Origin of the sequence: Stenotrophomonas sp. 3diitr2024, from assembly GCF_042136455.1 — a bacterium.
Classification (GTDB): domain Bacteria; phylum Pseudomonadota; class Gammaproteobacteria; order Xanthomonadales; family Xanthomonadaceae; genus Stenotrophomonas; species Stenotrophomonas sepilia.
The window spans coordinates 1-328 of sequence record NZ_JBHHMJ010000246.1; the positions used below are offsets into that span (position 1 = coordinate 1).

Annotated in this window: 1 protein-coding gene; it reads right to left on the reverse strand. The window is 70.4% G+C overall.

Going from position 1 to position 328, the window contains the following annotated elements:
• Positions 1-147, reverse strand: a 147-nt coding sequence (locus ABGA94_RS05675; protein WP_375366632.1) for a glycosyltransferase, incomplete at its 3' end; no start/stop codon positions are given.
• Positions 148-328 lie beyond the last annotated feature (181 nt).

Below are 328 nucleotides of genomic sequence, written 5' to 3' on the forward strand. Positions count from 1 at the left end.
CACCAGGCGGGTTTCCATCGCGCCTTCGGCGCCCATCCAGGTGACCGGCACGCCACGCTCGCGCAGCACGCGGGCCACGGCCAGGCCGGGGAAGATGTGACCGCCGGTACCACCGGCCGACCAACGGTCGGCACCCCCCCGCGCCACGTCGGCATCCCCCGTGACCGCAAATCGCTCTTGGGGTTGTCGCGCGCCCAGCCGTCTTACCCGGCGAACGTACCTGGCGGCGGTCGAGGTAATCGCGCTCGAGCACGTTCATCGACGCGGGCGTGTCCTTCCAGCTGCCGCCACCGAAGGCATTCACGCGCGAGGTATCGGCCTTCGGTTT